The organism is Capnocytophaga sp. oral taxon 335 str. F0486, from assembly GCF_000277665.1.
Classification (GTDB): domain Bacteria; phylum Bacteroidota; class Bacteroidia; order Flavobacteriales; family Flavobacteriaceae; genus Capnocytophaga; species Capnocytophaga ochracea.
On the sequence record NZ_AKFR01000025.1, the window covers coordinates 1 to 18,391 of the forward strand.

An 18,391-nucleotide genomic window follows, 5' to 3' on the forward strand; every position below is an offset into this window, starting at 1 on the left:
AATAATTAATTATGACAACCTTTTTTAGGACGTGACAATAATTAGAGAATTAGCAAATTTGGAAATGAGAGAATGGGGTGGTGTGGGGTCTTAGGGCATAGGCAATAGGGGGGAGTATGACGGAAAAGGTGGAGTGTAGTGACGGCAAAGATGAAGGGAATGTGGAGGAGATTTCAACTTTACTAAAATTCCAACTTTTGGAAAAGTTTGCGATGCAAAAGCGATTTTGAGACTTTTCAGGTATCTCCGGCGTAACGACACAAAGAAAAAAAGGGGAATGTGGCAATGTTATAATGAAGGGCTATTGTTTGTAAAATCTTGTGTTTTGGGAGTTGATTTTTTCGTAGATAGCAGTTAATTCAAAAAAAAGTTGTATTTTTGACCCCTCAATAAAACTATACAGAAAGAACTTTGTTACATTATAAACGTCAACTCACTTTCATTATCAGCTTATTAGTGGTAAGCTCCTGTCTTTGGTATGCGGAATCATTCGCCTTTAAGTCGGGTAGTTTTCACTATACAACTCCGTGGGCAGTGCGCGATACTATCAAAAAAGATACTGTAGAGCCTAAAAACGACCGCCGTGGGCGACGTATTAAGCGTAAGAAACCTTCGGAGAAAGCTAAAGATTCCCTTAAAAACGATACGATTAAAAAACCTAAGAATGCCTTGGAAGACATCGTGAAATACAAGGCTAAGGACAGTATTGTGTTCAACAAGGTGAAGAACGAAATCATCTTGTACAACGAAACTAATGTGCAATATACTGATATTGACATCACTGCGGGAATAGACGTGATTAACTATGAGAAAGGCGAAGTGTATGCCGGACGCCTAAAAGACAGCGTGGGAGAATATACCCAACACCCTGTATTTAAACAAGGTAGTGATGTGATAGAGCCTGATTCGATACGTTTTAATTACCGCAACCAGAAGGCGATTATCCGCAATGCTTATACCAAGCAGGACGAAAACAACATAAAAGGCGAAATCATCAAGAAGGAGAATGACTCTACTTACTTTATGAGAAACGCGATTATCACTACTGCCGAAGACCTCGACGACCCTGATTATTACATCAGAGTGCGCAAAGCGAAGTTCGTGCCTAAGAAGAAGGTTATCGCAGGATTTAGCAATATGTATATCGTGGATATTCCTACGCCTTTGGCTATTCCGTTTGCTTATTACCCTATGGTATCGGGACGCACTTCGGGGCTTATCTTCCCTACCTTTGGAGAAGTGAATAACCGTGGTTATTTCTTGCAGAACATAGGTTATTACTTTGTAATTAGCGACAATTTTGACCTTTCGCTTACAGGTGACTATTATACCAATGGTAGCTATGGGCTTAGGGCACAATCGGCTTATGTGAAGCGCTACAAGTATTCAGGGAACTTCAATCTTTCATTTGAGAATAACATATACAGTATGAAGGGCTTACCTGACTATTCAGGTAGCCGTATGTACAATATCCAGTGGTCGCATTCCAAAGACGGTAAAGCCAACCCTAATTCCAACTTTTCGGCTTCGGTGAACCTATCGAGCAACAGTAGATATTACCAAGAATCCTACAATCAAGCGAACACGTCGAACTTTTTGAACAACACGATGATGTCGTCTATCTCGTACTCCAAGACGTTCCCAGCGTATCCTTCGATTAACTTATCGCTATCGGCATCGCATTCACAAAATACGAATACCAAAAGTATTGATATGACACTCCCTTCGATGCGTGCAAGTATGGAGCGCATTTATCCTTTTGCCCGTGAAGGACAAACGAAGAAAGGACTTATCAAGAGTTTGAATTTCCAGTACAGTATGCAAGCTGATAACCGTTTTTCGACCTATGACAGTTTGTTCTTTACTAAAAAAATGTTTGACGAGGCGAGAAACGGAGTGCGACACTCTATACCGGTGAGTACAACTGCTAAGCTATTTAAATACGTTACCTTAGGGTTGAACTCTTCATTAAACGAGACGTGGCAATTTAAGACAATTCGCCGTAAGGACTTCAATAGCAATACGGGCAAGGTAGGCATTGACACCCTCAGTGGTTTTGACCGTTTTATGACGTACAACCTCGGGGCGAGTCTCGGTACGACTATCTACGGTACTTTCCGTTTTGGCAAGAACGCTAAAATACAAGCTATTCGCCACGTAATGCGACCCTCGGTGAGTTATGGTTATAATCCTTCTTTTGACCAGTATTACGATTATTACATTTCAGACGCTTATGGCAACCGCTCACAATACACCCGTTTTGAGGGGGGTATCTACGGTACGCCAAGTTTGGGTGAGTCGCAATCGATAGGGTTCTCATTGGCAAACACCTTTGAAGCCAAAGTGAAACAAAAAGATAGCACTGATGCTGAGCCGAAAAAGGTAATGCTCTTGAATAGTCTCAATTTCAGTTCTAACTACAACGTGATTACCAAGCAATTTAGTCCGCTGAACATTACGGGGGGTACTTCGTTCTTCAACGGGAAGCTCGGGGTGAACTTCGGGGCAACACTGAACCCTTATGCAATAGACAACAACGGACGACAAATGGAGAAATGGAATATAGACAACGGCGGTAGCCTTTTTAGACTTACTAATGCCAATATTTCTACCAACTATTCATTCTCGAACAAAGATAAAAAAGACAAGAATAAAGACAAACAGACGGGTAACGTAGCGGGAGGACGTACTGATGACCTCTTTGGGTCGTCGAAACCACTAAGCGAAGTGCAGGATATGGATAAGAACCGCAAAGAAGGCGAGGATAAAGAAGAGAAGAAGACTTTTTACAAGGCAGTTATCCCTTGGGACATAACCTTAGCCCACTCGCTTACTTATAGCAACCAAGCACGCGAAAATAAGATATCCAACAACTCACTAATGTTCTCAGGGAACGTATCGCTCACGCCCAAATGGCAGGTAGGAGTTTCGAGCGGTTATGATTTTGTAAACCAAGGATTCACCTATACCCAATTACGTTTTGAGCGCGATTTGAGCAGTTTCCGTATGAGTTTTCAGTTTACTCCGTTCGGTTATCGCAGTTCGTGGTATTTCTTTATCGGCATCAAAGCCTCAATGCTTTCAGACCTAAAATGGGAGAAGAACAAAGAGCCGGATAGGGTCTTAAGGTAAAAGGTAAGAGGTAAAAGGTAACAAGGAAAATTATGAAAGAAAAGATACAACAACTTCGGAAGGAACTCAATGAGCACAATTATAACTACTATGTGCTGGACAATCCTACGATTTCGGATTATGAGTTCGACCAAAAGCTCAAAGAACTACAAGCCTTAGAGCAAGCATACCCAGAGTTTTACGATGAGAATTCGCCTACTGTACGCGTGGGAGGTTCTGTTACTAAAAGTTTTCCAACCGTAGTACACGAATACCGTATGTACTCGTTAGATAACTCTTATTCTAAGGAAGACTTAGAGGAATGGGAACAGCGCATTATCAAGACGTTGGGCAGTGACCAAATTAACTTTACTTGCGAACTGAAATACGACGGTGCTTCTATAGATTTGTTGTACGAAAACGGCAAGCTTAAACAAGCTACTACTCGTGGTGATGGTATTCAAGGTGACGATATTACCGCCAATGTGCGTACGATTCGTTCAGTACCCTTGCAACTAAAAGGCGATTACCCTGAGCGTTTTTACATTCGCGGAGAGATAGTAATGCCTAAAAAAGCCTTTGAAGACCTCAATAAGGAACGCGTTGCAGCTGGCGAAGACCCTTTTATGAACCCTCGTAACACCGCTAGCGGTAGTCTCAAATTGCAAGATACTGCCGAGGTTGCTAAACGAGGTTTGGATTGCTTGTTGTACTTTTTGGTAGGGAACACAGGTATAAAGAGTCAGTTTGAGAGTTTAGAAAAAGCGCGTGAATGGGGCTTTAAAGTACCTAATATTTCCAAATTGTGCCATTCTACTGCCGAAGTGATGGATTTTATCAACGAATGGGATACCAAACGCCACACTTTGCCTTATGAAACTGATGGAGTAGTGGTAAAGGTAGATAGTATTGCCCAGCAAGAAGAGTTGGGGTATACTTCAAAATCACCGCGTTGGGCAATGGCTTACAAGTTCAAAGCAGAACAAGTAGACACTGTTTTAGAGAGTATTTCCTACCAAGTGGGACGTACTGGAGCTATTACTCCGGTGGCAAATCTCAAACCCGTGTTACTAGCGGGAACCGTAGTAAAACGCGCTTCATTGCATAATGCTGACCAGATTGAAAAGCTCGATATTCGCATAGGCGACTCGGTATATGTAGAAAAAGGCGGAGAGATTATCCCTAAAATTGTAGGCGTGAACTTAGATAAGCGCGAGGCAGATGCTCAGCCCGTGCAATATATCACCCATTGCCCTGAATGTGGTACCGAGTTGGTGCGCAACGAAGGCGAAGCGCAACACTACTGTCCTAATACTTATAGCTGTCCGCCCCAGATTACGGGTAAGATTCAGCATTTTATCTCACGCAAAGCAATGGATATAGAAGGCTTGGGTGAAGAGACGGTAGAACAACTCTTCCGTGCCGGTATTATCCATACTTATGCTGACCTTTACGAGGTAACCGTAGAGAAATTGCTCCCCTTAGAGCGTATGGCACAAAAGAGTGCTGAGAATATTGTTAAAGGTATTCAGAAATCAAAAGAAATACCTTTTGAACGCGTGCTTTTTGCTTTGGGGATTAGGTATGTAGGTGAGACTGTTGCCAAGAAGCTGGCACGCCACTACACAACGATTGAAGCCCTAGAAAATGCCACTATCGAACAGTTGGTGGAAGTAGATGAAATAGGAAACCAAATAGCTAGCAGTATAGTAAACTTCTTCGCTGATGACTACAACCGTCAACTCATCGATAGGCTCAAAGGCTATGGCTTGCAGTTTTCGATTAATGAACAAGCCACCGAAGGTCAAACTGATACTCTCAAAGGGCTTACCTTTGTGGTCTCTGGGGTCTTTCACTTGTATTCACGGGAGGAACTCAAAGCCCTTATTGAACAACACGGAGGTAAAGTAGGGTCGTCTATCTCTTCTAAAACTAATTACGTGATAGTAGGCGATAATATGGGACCAAGTAAGAAAGAAAAAGCCGAGCAATTAGGTGTGAAGATGATTAGTGAAGAAGAATTTAATGCAATGATTTTGTAAGTAGAGTTGCATATCCTTTTATGCTATAGTCTTCTCTTTGTTTGTTAAAATAAATAATCCTTCTCATAAAAAGCAATGCCCCCAAAAGTACTAACTTTTGGGGGCATTTGTCATTATTTTTCTAAATTGATTATACTTACTATTTCAATTCAAAAGTTGTTTTACGAGCTAACTGACGTGCTCTTGAAGAGTTCTTATCAACACTTGCATCTACGCCTTTTCCTTCGGCAGTGATACGAGAGCCATCAATACCTGCTTTCACAAGCAAATCTTTCACAGCATCAGCACGTTTTTGTGATAAAGTTTGGTTGTACTGAGTACCTCCTAATTCATCAGCGTAACCATTAATATTAATGTGTGCATTAGGATTAGATTTCATATACTTAGCTACAAAATCTACAGCCCAAGAAGATGATATCTGTGGTTTAGATGAATTAAAATCGAAGTAAGCATTGATATAACCTTTTCTGATGAGGTCAGCAGCTACATCATCATCTTTTACTTCTCCGTTTTCACCTACTTTATCTTTTGCTTTATAATTATCGTTTAAGTAGCTTTCAATTTCATCAGGAACGTTGTTGCCATTAGCATCGTTCATTTTGTTTTGCTTGTTAGCCACTTCGCTCTTCAAATCAGCAACGTTATTTTCAAGGTTAGCTACGCGTTGAGCTACTTCTTCTAATTCGTCTTTTTTAGAAGCTGCTGCCCAATCGGCGTGTTTACCGTGTTTACCGAGAGCAATATTTAAACCAGCAGTAAGGGTAAAGTGGTTTCCTTGGAAGCCTTGTTGTCCATTAGCTGATTTTGTGTCATAAGTAAGCTGTTGCTTGCTATTGATGTACATTGAGGCATCAAGCAAAAAGGCTATACGGTTAGAAATTCTCAGCTGAGGAGTAAGACCTACTGTAAGAAATGCTATTTGGTCGGGTTTAGAGATATAATCACTATTAAGCTGTGAATATCCAAAACCTGCGTGCAATAGTAATCCTAAGTCACTTGTCCATTCTTCAAAGCTAAGAACACTCGCAAGGTTTGCTACCCCTTGTAGGTTTACATTCCAAAGTCTAGATTCAAAATTAGGAGTATCGTCATCATTTTTAAAAACGTCGTAACCACCGCCTAAGCGAACCCCAAACTTGTTGTTTGCCATATAGCGCACACCTGCATTTGTGCTCCATAAATTAGGCGTATTAGTACTATACCTACTTGTAAAAGGAGTGGTAGGTTTATTAAACCCTCCATTTATATCAATAGACCATTTGTTATAGTCATTCTGTTGTGCTTGGACTCCAAAGAAAACCAATGAAGCCAATAGTAAAATGCTTCTTTTCATTACTTTCTGATTATATAATTATACAAAAACTGGGGCAAAGATATAACTTTTTTTTGTATTCAAAAAGTTTTTAACAAACTTTAAAACTTCTGCTCTTCTCTATTGCATAAGTTTTTTAATGCTTATTTTTGTGTTTTAATAACATTCTTTCCAATGGTGTGATAGCACTATCAACCCCTTCTTCAAAAGTCTTAAACTGTTTCTTTACCACAAGGCTTTCTCCTGGGATATGTACTTTCACTTCTACTATTTTATTTTCTTTGGTATTGGTATTTTCCAACTTCAAATGCACATCTGCTTCAATAATCCTATCGTAAAAATTATCGAGCTTATCAAGTTTTTTCTGAATAAAGTCTACTAATTTTTGGTCGACTGTAAAATCAACTGGGTGTACGTGTACTTTCATAATGTTTACAAATTTAAGGTTTAACAATTCAATTATTCTTCCTCATTGCTATTGCCTTTTGCCCGAGGGTGTGCTTTCTTATACTGCTTTTTGAGTTCAGCCAAGCTGGTGTTCGTATACACTTGGGTAGAAGCCAAGCTGGAATGCCCCAGTAGTTCCTTCACAGTATAAAGGTCTGCTCCATTATCTAACAAATGACTCGCAAATGAGTGTCTCAATACGTGAGGACTCACATCTTTCTTTGTTGTTACAACACTAAAATACGAATTAATAATTCTGTATACCAGCGTTGAATATATCTTTTTACCATTCTTTACTAAAAATAGATAATCCTGGCTTTTTTCATTCTTTACCTCCTCTCTTAAAACTAAATATTCTTTAAGAGTGTTTTCAAGCTCAGGAATAACAGGTATATACCGCTCTTTATCACCTTTCCCAAGCACTTTTATTTGTTTTTGCTCAAAATCCACATCGCTTACTTTCAGTCCAGACAACTCTGAGCGACGTATACCTGTAGCATAAAGCGTCTCAATCACTGCCCTATTCCTCACTTCATCAAATGAATCCTTCGATGAAAAAAAAGACAACACCTTTTCAATCTCAGCTTCCGAAAAAGGCAACTTGTGCTTCTTCTCCGTTTTCAATAAAAATATGCCTTTCTCAAACGGACTTATTTCTATCTGTTTCGTCTTTTTCAAGAAATTGTAATAAGTCTTTAAAGCCGATAACTTCCTATTGATACTCCTAAATGAAATAGTTTCATCCGATAAGTGTATAATCCATTTCTTTATATCTTCTTGGTCAGCTTGTTCCAAACAGCAATCTTCCTCTTTTTCCTCATATAGACTCTTAATAAACTTCTCAAAACTCCTAAGGTCGTGTTTATAAGCCTCAACTGTATGGTCAGAATATTTCATCTCTATCGAAAGATAAATAATAAAGGCGTTGATAGACATAGGTTAAAAATTTAGTTGATTAGTAAACTCAGTTTTTCAAGCAAGGTTCTCACCTTTCTTCGCTACAAAATAAGTAAATATTTTTGACATACTCCATAAAAAAAGTGTTAAATTTTAAGATGAAGTGTTAATTATTTTTTTACTTGTAGAAAATGAGAGAGTTATATTTCTCTTTTTCTTCCTATAAAATTTCTTTTCTTCCTAAATATATCGAAATCTCTTTACATTACTGCCCGGTTCTAATCGCTTCCACAGGATTGAGCCGTGCTGCCGACGATGCAGGAATAATACCCGAAAGCAAACCTACTACAAACGAGATTCCTAAGCCTATCGCTACGTTCTTAAACGATAGCACAAAGTTAAACCCATCAGTACTACTCGGAATTATAAAGGTTAGTAACCACACAAAGAACAACCCAAAAAGTCCACCGATGATAGCCAAAAGCACCGCTTCAAACAAAAACTGAAACAAGATAAATTGGTTTTTAGCTCCTAACGACTTTTGTACGCCTATAAGACTCGTGCGTTCTTTCACACTCACAAACATAATATTAGCAATACCAAAGCCTCCTACCAAGATTGAAAAGCCTCCTATAATCCAGCCCACAACATTCATCATACTAATCGTTTCGTCTATCATATCAGTAAACGACGATATTTTATTGACAAAAAAGTTATCTATATCCTCAGGTTTGAGTCCGCGATAAGCACGGAATTTCTGGCGCAATACCGCTTCATACTCCGCCATATCTACTCCTTTTTTAGGCTTTAACACTACTCCACTGGGTAGCCCTTGTGGACCTGTATTCATAAATCCTCTTACGAAATTAGCTGGCACATAAGCATTATCATCGGGACCTCCCCCCAGTTCGCCATATTTTTTCAGTACCCCAATAACTGTGAGTCGGCGACCAAAAATGCGTATCTCTTTATTCATAGGGTCTTCCTCACCAAAAAGCTGTTCAGCCAGATTATGCCCTAATATAACTACCGCAGTACCGGCATTAGCTTCAGCTTCGTTGTAAAACCTACCTTTTTCTATCCTAATATCACTTATTTGTTCAACTCCTGCCGAAGTAGATTGTATAGTAGGCGACGGAATCGTTTTGCCATTGTATTTTATCGTCGAAAATACCCCAAACAATTCATACACCACAGCTTCAGTATTAGGTATTTCACGCTTCATAAATTCGTATTCCTGATAACTAACTTGCGGAAAGTTCAAGCGTTGCCAGCGGGGTACATCGGTAGGAGCAAAAGAGAATTTAGAGACGTTTATCATATTCTTGTCTAACCCCGAAAGGCTCTCCTGAATACTTCTATTCAGTGAATCAACCGCCGCTAATACCGATATAATAGAGAAGATTCCCACCGTTACACCCAATAACGAAAGGAAAGTGCGGAGCTTATTGTCTCGCAACGATTTGATTGCGAAGTTAAAACTCTCCTTTAATAGCTGCAAATAAATAAACATAGGTCAGTTATACTTGTATTTCTTTTTTGCAAATGTACATTATTTTTTTAATTAAATACGAAATATTTTTTTCTTTCCTCCACTTCTTCGTCACCACATTCCCCTTTTGAAGACAGCCAGCGAGAAGTTTTCACCACATTACTTTCATCTTTGCCGTCACTACACTCCACCTTTTCCGTCATATGTCCCCTAGTGCCTATGGCCTAAGGCCTATTGCCTATTCCTCTTTCTTTCGCCTCGAAACCCTGTTTTTAACATTTTTAACCCTATTGTATCATATTATTAATCAACTATTTATATATCCTTTCTATACCAATCGTCCAAGATTCGTATAAGCTTCCTATAAGCTCTCTATAAGCTAACCCCACCCTTCTTATACCCTTTTTTCATCAAAAGACCTCCTAGTCTCCTTCTGAAAATCTTCGTTTCCTTCCGAATTCTCCTAACAGTCCCAACACATCGCTTTTTCATCTCAAACTAACAATCCCTCTGCTGGTTTACAAGGCGTAGCCTTGATTTTGTTTAAAATTTGTTTAATTTCTGAGGCACAGCCTCATTCCTCTAACTCAAGCTCGCATCTCATTTTCTCATTTCCTAATTTTCTCATTTCCTAATTTCTGGTATTATTAGCATTTTTTTAATCTTTTGTTTGCTTGGTATTGATAAAAAGTAGTATTTTTGTAGCCTAAATAAAACCTTTTTTTCCAAATGAGCACTGCAAAACAAGCTAAATCTGCCTTAATATCTGTTTTCGACAAAACAGGATTAGAGCCTATCATTCACAGAATGAAAACCTTAGGAATTACTATTTACTCCACAGGAGGTACTGAAGATTTTATCAAGAAATTAGGCGTAGAGGTAGTTCCCGTCGAATCTATTACTGATTATCCTCCCATTTTCGGCGGACGTGTCAAGACGCTCCACCCTAAAATCTTCGGAGGTATCCTCAACCGTCAGGATAATGCACAAGATACTGAAGAAATGAAGCAATACGCTATCCCTCAAATCGATATAGTGATTGTAGACTTATATCCTTTCGAAAAAACAGTAACCAGCGGTGCCAGCGAGCAAGAGATTATTGAAAAGATAGATATAGGAGGTATTTCGCTTATTCGTGCAGCTGCCAAAAACTATAAAGATGTACTTTGTGTGGCATCGGTAAACCAATATGCTGACCTTTTGTACATCTTAAACGAACAGCACGGTAGCTCTACTTTGGAAGAGCGCCACTCCTTTGCTACTAAGGCTTTCCGAGTATCCTCACACTACGATACCGCTATCTTCAACTATTTTAATCAAACAGAAGAAATTCCTACCTTAGCAATTAGCGAGTGCGACGGACAAGTATTACGCTACGGCGAAAATCCTCATCAAAAAGGAGAATTTTACGGTAATTTCGATGCCCTTTTCGATAAACTACACGGCAAAGAGCTCTCTTATAACAATTTGTTAGATGTAGATGCCGCCGTAAACTTAATGGCTGAATTTGTAGGTGACGACCCTACTTTTGCCATACTGAAACACAACAATGCTTGTGGCGTAGCAACTCGCAAAACGATACACGAGGCATATAAAGATGCTCTCGCAGGCGACCCCGTATCAGCTTTTGGTGGCATTCTCATCTCTAATACTAAGATAGATTCAGCTACTGCCGAAACCATTCACTCGCTGTTTTTTGAGGTAATCATTGCACCTTCTTACAGCGATGAAGCCCTAAAAATACTCGAACAGAAGAAAAATCGTATTATTTTAGTACAGAAGAAAGCTAAAATGCCTACAACAAGTGTGCGCTCGTGTCTCAACGGTTATTTGGTACAAGAAAAAGACCTCAAAACCGATAGCATAGAAGATGTACAATACGTAACTGCTGTAAAACCGTCAGCTGAAGTGCTCGAAGACCTCTTCTTTGCTTCTAAAATATGTAAGAATACCAAATCGAATACCATTGTATTGGCAAAGAATAAACAGCTCATTGCAAGTGGTACAGGACAAACCAGTCGTGTAGATGCTCTTAAACAAGCTATTGAAAAGGCTAAAGAATTTCAGTTTGACCTCAACGATGCAGTAATGGCAAGCGATGCCTTCTTCCCCTTCCCCGATTGTGTAGAAATCGCTCACAACGAAGGTATCCGCTCGGTGATACAACCTGGGGGGTCTATCAAAGACCAAGCCAGTATCGATTATTGCGATGCACACCAAATGGGAATGGTATTCACAGGAGTACGACATTTTAAACACTAAATAAACGCTTTTTAAACAACGTATGAAACACATTGCAGCCGTAGGAGGCTATTTTATAATGCTTTATGATGTCTTTCGCAAACGTACCCGCTGGTCGATAATGAAAGACCTTATCTTGCGTGAGATAGACGATTTAATATTTGGGTCAATAGGTATCGTGACTTTTATCTCTTTCTTTGTAGGAGGAGTAGTAGCAGTACAAACTGCCCTAAATATCGATAACCCTTTTATTCCTAAATACCTTATAGGTTTCGCCACTCGCCAATCTATTGTATTGGAGTTTGCCCCCACCTTTACAGCTATCATCTTGGCAGGAAAAATAGGGTCGTTTATCACTTCCAGTATAGGTACGATGCGCGTAACCGAACAGATTGATGCTCTTGATATTATGGGAGTAAACTCAGTGAATTATCTAGTATTTCCAAAAATAGTAGCCCTAATGTTAATGCCTTTTCTCATCGCCTTAGGTATGTACTTAGGCGTATTAGGAGGCTGGGCTTCAGCGGTGATGAGTGGTTATACCACCTCTGCCGAATTTGTGCAAGGAGTACAATACGACTTCAAACCTTATAGTATGATATACGCTTTCACCAAAACGATAGTATTTGCCTTCTTCTTGGCTACTATCCCGTCCTATCACGGCTATTATATGAAAGGAGGTGCACTGGACGTTGGGAAAGCGAGTACCGTTTCGTTTGTATGGACAAGTATAGTGATTATCCTTTCTAACTCGGTACTCACACAGTTGTTCTACGCTTAAAATGTATCAAGAAAACAAACCACAATATCGCATTTTACTGCTTATCGCCTTAGCACACGGACTCAATGACCTCATTCAAGGGGTCATTCCGTCTATTTATCCTGCTCTGCAAAGCAAATATGCTCTCACAATGGCGCAAGTAGGAGTTATTACACTCTGTTACCAACTTTCAGCCTCTATATTGCAACCCTTAGTAGGCAATTATACCGATAAGCACCCTAAGCCCTACTCACAAGTATTAGGAATGGCATTTACCACTATGGGAATCGTGAGTTTATCGTTGGCGAGTAGCTATACAGCTATACTGTGCTCGGTAGTATTCATAGGGGTAGGCTCATCGGTATTCCACCCCGAATCGTCCAGAGTAGCATTTTTAGCCTCAGGAGGCAGACGCTCGTTCGCACAAGCTATCTTCCAGTTGGGTGGTAACTTTGGGACAGCCTTAGCTCCTCTATTGGTGATATTACTATTGTTCAGCAAAAAAGTAATCGACGGACGAGTCGTAGAAGAAAGTCATCAAGGCAATTTAATATGGTTTGCAGGGTTCTCTATCTTTGCAATGCTTATACTGCTCCTCATAGGCAAATGGCGTAGCATTCTGCTTAAATTGCTCAAAAAGAAAGCTAAAAAACCTGTAGTGTTGCCTAATCTCACCCGTGCACAAATACGCAACTCTATGATTATATTGATGTTGTTAGTATTCTCCAAGAACTTCTATACAGCAGCTATCAACAATTATTTTCAGTTTTATACTATTAAAAAATTCGGATTTAGTAATGCTGAGGCACAGGTATACCTATTTTACTTTTTAGGAGCAGTAGCTGCGGGCTCACTTATTGGAGGTTTTTTAGGTGATAAAGTAGGAAGAAAATTTATTATTTGGTTTTCAATCTTAGGGGCTGCCCCCTTTGCGCTTTGGTTGCCTTACGCCGATGCTACCACTACGGCAGTACTCATCGTGCTGATAGGGTTTATCATCTCATCGGCTTTTGCCTCTATTTTAGTCTATTCACAAGAGCTTTTGCCCCAGAAAATAGGAATGATTTCAGGCTTTTTCTACGGTTTTGCTTTTGGTATGGGCGGATTGGCTTCGGCAGTATTAGGCAAATTGATAGACATAACCAGTATTGACTTCGTTTATAAACTATGTTCTTTCTTACCTTTGATGGGGCTTATTGCATACTTTTTGCCAAACTTATCTTCTGTATCTCTTTCTCAAAAACAAACACAAGCAACCCCATAAGGGTATTTTGCAATACTCTTACAAATAAACTTTTTCAGTGTTTAAGCTGTATTTCTAACTTATGGTAATGCGTTGAGTTTCTCGATAAGAGCCCCTGCTTTTTGTTCAAAGTCTCTTCTCACTTGTTTGAGGTGAGCGCCTCTGTTTTCCACTGTTTTATCGGCTACTTTATCGATAAGCGTATCGAAATCATTGAGAATTTCGGTTACAAGAGCTTTACCTTCCTCTGTTTGCATCTTTCCTGTGAAATACACTGCATCAATAATATCACCCAACACGTAGTTGATGTCCTTTTTTAAATTGCGAATACTTGCCATACGTTTTTAATTTATTTATAAATTGGTTGCAAAGTTATGAATTATTTATTATCTTTGCAAAAAATAAATGGGTAATGTATGTATATAATTTAACAGTGGTGATAAGCGATGAGGTATTCACCCAGTGGCAAGAATGGCTACAAAACGTTTATTTACCTACTATAAACACTAATAAAGCCATAGAGAGAGTACGAGTGTTTAAAGTATTAAACGTACCTGAAAAACACTATGCCATTCATCACGAAACTACTTCACCCGCCCAGTTATTGCATTTCATTGAGCACACTATTCCTAAACTCCTACAACAGTCTGCTGAAACTTTTGGCGAAAAGGTTCTCTTTTGGGGTACCCAACTAAAAGAAGTAAAAAGTGAAGAGTGAGAAGTAAATAGATTTTGGCACAGAAATTGATTTACATTCGTTAAGCACTAACCATTGACCACAAACCATTAATTACACACTATTAACTAAAAACGATTGATGATGAAAAAGAATTTTAACCTCAGAAAAACGATGAGATACCTCTCCTTAGGTCTGGTAGCCTCATTAGCTCTTACCTCGTGCGTAGGTTATTACTATGCCGATGGTATCTATAACGACCCTGTACCCGAAAGGGTAAGATACGTGGAGAGAGAAAGCTATCCTGAACGTTATGACTATCCTCCTGAAAACCGTTATACCCCTAATAAATATAAGGATTTTTTCAGTGAGAAAGCACAACAATATCAACAAAAAACTGATAGTAGTTTTACACATTTCACCGATGTGAACAGCTATCGCTCCAATGCCTATACAGGCAACTCCTCTTACGGAGGTTGGGGCAGTAACCCTTCACGAGTGAATGTAAATGTGTATAATAACGGTTGGATAAATCCTTATTACGGCTGGAATAACTATTGGGGCTACGGAGCTTGGTATCCTTATTATAGCTATTACGACTACCCTTACTATCGCCCTTATCGCTCTGGCTGGAGCTTTTCCTTAGGTTGGGGCTGGGGTAATTACTACGACCCTTATTGGGGTGGTTACCACGGAGGTTACTATCCTTACTACGGTTACTATGGCTATCCTTATTATGGATATTACGGATACCCATACTATGGATATGGCTATTATTACGACTATTATCGCCCAAGAGATTACTATTATGAGCCCAATCGTTCATATGGTAGAGATTACTATGGCGGAAGCAGAGGAAGAGCTATCATAAGAGATGATGAACGCAGAGGCGACCCTAATCGTTATAGTGATTACAATAGAGGCTCTTACAATCGTTCTCAAACACAAGGTAATAATTATAGCAATGAAGCAGGTCGTCCTAATTACCAAAATCAAGGGCGTAACAATGATTATAATAGGGCTCCTTCAGGCTATGAATTAAGAAGAGCTTATGAGTCTAATAATTCTAACTATTCAGGCAGAAGTTCTAACTATAGCAATAGTAATTCAGGAGGAAACTACAACAGTAGCAGTTCCTCTAATAGTGGAGGAGGATACAGAAGTTCTAATCGTGATTAAAAATATTAACAAATGAAAAAAATCAATCATATATTACTTTTAGGAGCTTTTCTTTTTGTAGCTAATGTACAAGCGCAGAATTATACTGATGCCTTGCGTTACTCAACAGAAGAGCTTACAGGAACAGCTCGTTTTAAAGCGATGAGTGGAGCTTTCGGAGCCTTGGGAGGCGACCCTTCTGCTATCAATGTCAATCCTGCGGCGAGTTCTATCTTTAGCAGTTCTGAAATCTCATTTTCTTTAAATAACAACAATCAGAAAAGAGAGATTAATTTTTTAAATAGAAATACTAAAATGACTAATAATGACTTCAATCTGAATCAGTTTGGAGTTGTGTTTCTCTTACCAGATGCTTCTGCTACTTTTAAGAAAGTGAGTTTTGGATTTAATTATCAATTAGCAAAAACATTTGATAATGATAAGTTTTCATATTCTGCTTACAATAATAAAGGATTAGATAATTATTTTTTGTACTATGCTACAAAAGGTAATAACGGAAATCCGTTTAGTTATGGCACTTTTTCAGGAGGTCCTGATCGTATAACAGGGACAGAAGGTAACCAACGAGATGTGGGCGAATTTTATGCTAAGTTAGGAAAAACAGAAGGGTATGCTGCACAAATGGCTTATTTAGGAATGATGGCTCAACTTATCACTCCTACTGCTACTTCTACGACTAACATTGCTTATAATCCTAGTGGAGATAATAGAGAACGGTTACAAACTTATAGGATAGATCGTTCAGGTTATGTGAATAAATATAATTTTAATTTTGCTTCACAGTTGGGAGACTTTATAGGCTTAGGATTAAACTTGAATGTTCATAACATCAATGAAAAAGCTCTTTATAGTGCAAAAGATGATAATTTTCAAGGCACTAATCCTTTTTTGCGATATGCTAACCATAAGCAATATATCAATACCACAGGAGATGGTTTTTCTTTGCAGTTAGGAGCTATTATAAAAATAACAGATGACTTGCGTTTAGGTATGAGCTATCAATCGCCTACGTGGTATAGAATGAAAGAAGAGTACAGACAAGTGTTGTATGGTACTGTAGGTGTTGCTACTAGAACTTTTGATTCAGACGTTGAGCTTATCAATCGTTATGGAGATGAAATTTGGTATGAACGTGAATATAAATTCCGTACTCCGAGTGCGTGGACAGGTAGTTTAGCTTATATCATCAAGAAAAGAGCCATACTAAGTGTAGATTATACTTATAGAGCTTATAACAATCTAAAGTTTAGAAGTAGTAATATGGAAGGTGAGAATAATATTATCCAAAATGATTTGGGTGATACTTCTACCTTACGCGTAGGAGGTGAATTCCGTATTCCTTTCAAAATGTTTAAGAATGAACCAGCAAGTACTAACTATATAAGCCTTCGTGGAGGTTATCGTTACGAGCAAAGTCCATATCGCAAAAAGGTGGCTACGGTAGGCGACCTCACTGGCTATTCGTTTGGAGCAGGGGTTACTTTAGGAGGTATTCGTTTAGATGCGTCTTACGACATCGCTAAACAAACAAACCTATACCAAATGTACGAAACAATACTTACCGATAATGCTCAAATAAAATCAACTTATGGTAACTTCTTGTTTACCTTTACTGCACAATTATTTTAGGTAAAAGGTAAAGCGAGCGAATGCTTGAAGATAGATACGTGAGTAAAAAATAAAAGAGACGGTGCTATGCGCCGTCTTATTTTTAGTATAATGAAATTACACAGAAACTTAGTAGATGCCGTGATAGAGGGACTTACCTTTATTTTCAACGAAGGGCAATACGCCGATAAGGTAGTAGAAAAACAACTGAAAAAAGACAAGCGTTGGGGCGCCCGCGATAGGGCTTTTATTGCCGAAACCATTTACGACATTGTGCGTTGGAAACGGCTTTATGCCGAGATTGCGGAAGTGTACGAACCCTTTACAGTGCATAACCTACGCCGTATGTTTGCCGTATGGGCAACCCTCAAAAGTATCACCTTGCCCGATTGGGGAAATTACTTTGAAGATACTCCTGCCCGTCGTATCAAAGGCAAGTTCGACGAACTCTCTAAGGTAAGAAAACTACGTGAATCTGTACCCGACTGGTTAGATACTTTGGGTGCACAAGAATTAGGAGAAACGTTGTGGACAGATGAATTGCACGCTCTTAACAGTTTAGCTCCCGTAGTATTGCGGGTGAATACCCTTAAAACTTCTTTGGAACACTTGCAACAGTTTTTGCGACAAGAAGGAGTAGAAACTTATCCTTTGCGCGATTACCCCGATGCTTTGCAGTTAGTAGAACGCAACAATATCTTTAAAACCCAAGCCTTTGCCGATGGACTGTTTGAGGTACAAGATGCTTCCTCTCAAAAAGTAGCACCCTTTATGCAGATAGACGACAAGGTGAAACGTATGATTGACACTTGTGCTGGAGCAGGAGGTAAAACCTTACACCTCGCTACCCTAATGCAAAACAAAGGTCAGATTATAGCGATGGATATCTACGAACAGAAATTGCAAGAGCTCAAACGCAGGGCACGACGTAACGGGGTTTTTAACATAGAAACTAAACTCATAGAACCCAAACAGCTCAAACGTATGCACGGCACATTCGACCGCGTACTCATTGATGCCCCTTGTAGCGGACTCGGCGTACTGCGCCGTAACCCAGATGCAAAATGGAAATTGCAACCTAAATTCTTGGACGAAATACGCACTACTCAACAGGAAATTTTACAACAGTACAGTAAATTGCTAAAAAAAGGGGGCAAACTTGTCTATGCTACTTGTTCTATATTGCCTAGTGAAAACCAACAACAAATAGAAAAATTCTTAGCCTCAGAAGCAGGAAAAGAGTTTCGCTTAGAAGCTGAGGAAGTGATTTTTGCCCATCAATCGGGTTATGATGGTTTCTATATAGCAAGGCTTATTAATGATTAATGATTTCTCTAATCATTAAAAATTGTACATATCATTATTTTGTTGTAATTTTGCACT

14 protein-coding genes are annotated in these 18,391 nt (G+C 39.2%); 9 read left to right on the plus strand and 5 right to left on the minus strand.

Annotation, left to right across the window (positions count from 1 at the left end; translation table 11 throughout):
* Positions 1-456: 456 nt before the first annotated feature.
* Both HMPREF1320_RS05465 and ligA read left to right on the plus strand, forming a co-directional pair.
* Positions 457-3,132 carry a putative LPS assembly protein LptD gene (locus HMPREF1320_RS05465; RefSeq protein ID WP_034554222.1) on the plus strand — a complete coding sequence of 892 codons (2,676 nt, stop codon included), beginning with the start codon at positions 457-459 and terminating at the stop codon, positions 3,130-3,132.
* Between the two features lie 32 nt (positions 3,133-3,164).
* On the plus strand, positions 3,165-5,153 hold the full coding sequence (gene ligA, locus HMPREF1320_RS05470; RefSeq protein ID WP_009417771.1) for an NAD-dependent DNA ligase LigA: 1,989 nt from the start codon (positions 3,165-3,167) through the stop codon (positions 5,151-5,153).
* Between the two features lie 139 nt (positions 5,154-5,292).
* On the opposite strand, the gene HMPREF1320_RS05475 is transcribed toward ligA, so the two are convergent.
* The 4 genes from HMPREF1320_RS05475 to HMPREF1320_RS05490 form a co-directional block, all read right to left on the minus strand.
* On the minus strand, positions 5,293-6,486 hold the full coding sequence (locus tag HMPREF1320_RS05475) for an OmpA family protein (protein WP_009417781.1): 1,194 nt from the start codon (positions 6,484-6,486) through the stop codon (positions 5,293-5,295).
* 115 nt (positions 6,487-6,601) lie between these two features.
* Complete coding sequence (gene hpf / locus HMPREF1320_RS05480; RefSeq protein WP_009417766.1) at positions 6,602-6,892, minus strand: ribosome hibernation-promoting factor, HPF/YfiA family; 291 nt, start codon at positions 6,890-6,892, stop codon at positions 6,602-6,604.
* Between the two features lie 32 nt (positions 6,893-6,924).
* Positions 6,925-7,848 carry a tyrosine-type recombinase/integrase gene (locus tag HMPREF1320_RS05485; protein WP_009417782.1) on the minus strand — a complete coding sequence of 308 codons (924 nt, stop codon included), beginning with the start codon at positions 7,846-7,848 and terminating at the stop codon, positions 6,925-6,927.
* 226 nt (positions 7,849-8,074) lie between these two features.
* Entirely contained in the window at positions 8,075-9,322 is a 1,248-nt protein-coding gene (locus tag HMPREF1320_RS05490; protein ID WP_009417773.1) for an ABC transporter permease, read from the minus strand.
* A 708-nt stretch (positions 9,323-10,030) separates the two neighbouring features.
* Between HMPREF1320_RS05490 and purH the strand changes: the two genes are divergently transcribed.
* From purH to HMPREF1320_RS05505, 3 genes are read left to right on the plus strand one after another with little or no spacing between them, the layout of a single operon-like run.
* Entirely contained in the window at positions 10,031-11,563 is a 1,533-nt protein-coding gene (gene purH / locus HMPREF1320_RS05495; RefSeq protein ID WP_009417776.1) for a bifunctional phosphoribosylaminoimidazolecarboxamide formyltransferase/IMP cyclohydrolase, read from the plus strand.
* 22 nt (positions 11,564-11,585) lie between these two features.
* On the plus strand, positions 11,586-12,323 hold the full coding sequence (locus HMPREF1320_RS05500; protein WP_009411747.1) for an MlaE family ABC transporter permease: 738 nt from the start codon (positions 11,586-11,588) through the stop codon (positions 12,321-12,323).
* 1 nt (position 12,324) lies between these two features.
* The gene (locus tag HMPREF1320_RS05505; RefSeq protein WP_009417780.1) at positions 12,325-13,566 is read left to right on the plus strand and encodes an MFS transporter; all 1,242 of its coding nucleotides are present in this window, start codon (positions 12,325-12,327) and stop codon (positions 13,564-13,566) included.
* Between the two features lie 59 nt (positions 13,567-13,625).
* Here the strand turns inward: HMPREF1320_RS05505 and HMPREF1320_RS05510 are convergent, their stop codons facing one another.
* The gene (locus HMPREF1320_RS05510) at positions 13,626-13,883 is read right to left on the minus strand and encodes a hypothetical protein (protein WP_009417777.1); all 258 of its coding nucleotides are present in this window, start codon (positions 13,881-13,883) and stop codon (positions 13,626-13,628) included.
* 74 nt (positions 13,884-13,957) lie between these two features.
* Here HMPREF1320_RS05510 and HMPREF1320_RS05515 point away from each other — a divergent pair, with 74 nt between their 5' ends.
* The 4 genes from HMPREF1320_RS05515 to HMPREF1320_RS05530 all read left to right on the plus strand — a co-directional run bounded on the left by HMPREF1320_RS05515 (position 13,958) and on the right by HMPREF1320_RS05530 (position 18,334).
* Complete coding sequence (locus HMPREF1320_RS05515) at positions 13,958-14,263, plus strand: DUF4286 family protein (RefSeq protein ID WP_016478939.1); 306 nt, start codon at positions 13,958-13,960, stop codon at positions 14,261-14,263.
* A 102-nt stretch (positions 14,264-14,365) separates the two neighbouring features.
* Positions 14,366-15,400, plus strand: a complete 1,035-nt coding sequence (locus HMPREF1320_RS05520) for a hypothetical protein (RefSeq protein ID WP_034554224.1) — start codon at positions 14,366-14,368, stop codon at positions 15,398-15,400.
* Between the two features lie 12 nt (positions 15,401-15,412).
* On the plus strand, positions 15,413-17,029 hold the full coding sequence (locus tag HMPREF1320_RS05525; protein ID WP_009417764.1) for an OmpP1/FadL family transporter: 1,617 nt from the start codon (positions 15,413-15,415) through the stop codon (positions 17,027-17,029).
* Between the two features lie 90 nt (positions 17,030-17,119).
* On the plus strand, positions 17,120-18,334 hold the full coding sequence (locus HMPREF1320_RS05530; protein ID WP_034554217.1) for an RsmB/NOP family class I SAM-dependent RNA methyltransferase: 1,215 nt from the start codon (positions 17,120-17,122) through the stop codon (positions 18,332-18,334).
* The last annotated feature ends 57 nt before the right edge of the window (positions 18,335-18,391 follow it).